A 1,323-nucleotide genomic window follows, 5' to 3' on the forward strand; every position below is an offset into this window, starting at 1 on the left:
CGCGACCTCCTGCGTGACAGGCAGGCATTCTAACCAACTGAACTACCGGACCATTTTTTGGTTGCGGGGGCAGGATTTGAACCTGCGACCTTCGGGTTATGAGCCCGACGAGCTACCGAACTGCTCCACCCCGCGATGATTAAATTAGATATGGCGGAGGAAGAGGGATTCGAACCCCCGCGGGCTTTGACACCCCTGTCGGTTTTCAAGACCGATCCCTTCAGCCAGACTTGGGTATTCCTCCGTATAAGTGGTGGACCTTGTAGGACTCGAACCTACGACCGGACGGTTATGAGCCGTCTGCTCTAACCAACTGAGCTAAAGGTCCAATGGTAGCGGCGGAGGGGATCGAACCCCCGACCTCACGGGTATGAACCGTACGCTCTAGCCAGCTGAGCTACACCGCCAAAAACAATTAAAATCAAGTGGAGCCTAGCGGGATCGAACCGCTGACCTCCTGCGTGCAAAGCAGGCGCTCTCCCAGCTGAGCTAAGGCCCCAAAATGGTCGGGAAGACAGGATTCGAACCTGCGACCCCATGGTCCCAAACCATGTGCTCTACCAAGCTGAGCTACTTCCCGTTTTTCAAAAGTATGTATGGCGCGCCCGAGAGGAGTCGAACCCCTAACCTTTTGATCCGTAGTCAAACGCTCTATCCAATTGAGCTACGGGCGCAACAATAAGTGCCGAGGGCCGGACTTGAACCGGCACGGTAGTCACCTACCGCAGGATTTTAAGTCCTGTGTGTCTGCCAATTCCACCACCCCGGCATGGATGGTATAGTATAGTTGGAGCGGAAGACGGGATTCGAACCCGCGACCCCCACCTTGGCAAGGTGATGTTCTACCACTGAACTACTTCCGCGTTTGGCAATGCGGATGAAGGGACTTGAACCCCCACGTCTGTAAAGACACTAGAGCCTGATTCTAGCGCGTCTGCCAATTCCGCCACATCCGCAAGAAAAACATGGTGAGCCATGAAGGACTCGAACCTTCGACCCTCTGATTAAAAGTCAGATGCTCTACCAACTGAGCTAATGGCTCTTATTACAAGAGACTTATATAGTATAACATATAAAAGTGGTGCCGGCAAGAGGACTTGAACCCCCAACCTACTGATTACAAGTCAGTTGCTCTACCAATTGAGCTACACCGGCCCAATACGCCAACTTATGTATGATAGGAATGGTGGAGGATGACGGGCTCGAACCGCCGACCCTCTGCTTGTAAGGCAGATGCTCTCCCAGCTGAGCTAATCCTCCATATATTACACTTACGTGTAATGGCTTGGCGGCGTCCTACTCTCACAGGGGGAAACCCCCGAC

General features: G+C 53.2%; 13 tRNA genes. All 13 read right to left on the minus strand.

The window, feature by feature from the left end:
• Positions 1-58: 58 nt before the first annotated feature.
• A tRNA-Met gene (locus tag ACWJJ4_RS19700) sits at positions 59-135 on the minus strand.
• A gap of 16 nt (positions 136-151) precedes the next feature.
• Positions 152-244: transfer RNA gene (locus ACWJJ4_RS19705), tRNA-Ser, on the minus strand.
• Positions 245-251: 7 nt separating this feature from the next.
• Positions 252-328, minus strand: a tRNA-Ile gene (locus ACWJJ4_RS19710).
• A gap of 2 nt (positions 329-330) precedes the next feature.
• A tRNA-Met gene (locus ACWJJ4_RS19715) sits at positions 331-407 on the minus strand.
• Between the two features lie 19 nt (positions 408-426).
• Positions 427-499: transfer RNA gene (locus ACWJJ4_RS19720), tRNA-Ala, on the minus strand.
• 4 nt (positions 500-503) lie between these two features.
• Positions 504-580: transfer RNA gene (locus ACWJJ4_RS19725), tRNA-Pro, on the minus strand.
• A 17-nt stretch (positions 581-597) separates the two neighbouring features.
• A tRNA-Arg gene (locus ACWJJ4_RS19730) sits at positions 598-674 on the minus strand.
• Between the two features lie 9 nt (positions 675-683).
• Positions 684-769, minus strand: a tRNA-Leu gene (locus ACWJJ4_RS19735).
• Positions 770-788: 19 nt separating this feature from the next.
• A tRNA-Gly gene (locus ACWJJ4_RS19740) sits at positions 789-863 on the minus strand.
• A 9-nt stretch (positions 864-872) separates the two neighbouring features.
• Positions 873-956, minus strand: a tRNA-Leu gene (locus ACWJJ4_RS19745).
• A 10-nt stretch (positions 957-966) separates the two neighbouring features.
• Positions 967-1,042, minus strand: a tRNA-Lys gene (locus tag ACWJJ4_RS19750).
• A 37-nt stretch (positions 1,043-1,079) separates the two neighbouring features.
• Positions 1,080-1,155 (minus strand) — tRNA-Thr (locus ACWJJ4_RS19755).
• Between the two features lie 29 nt (positions 1,156-1,184).
• Positions 1,185-1,260: transfer RNA gene (locus ACWJJ4_RS19760), tRNA-Val, on the minus strand.
• Positions 1,261-1,323: the final 63 nt, after the last annotated feature.

The organism is Bacillus sp. JK62, assembly GCF_053663455.1.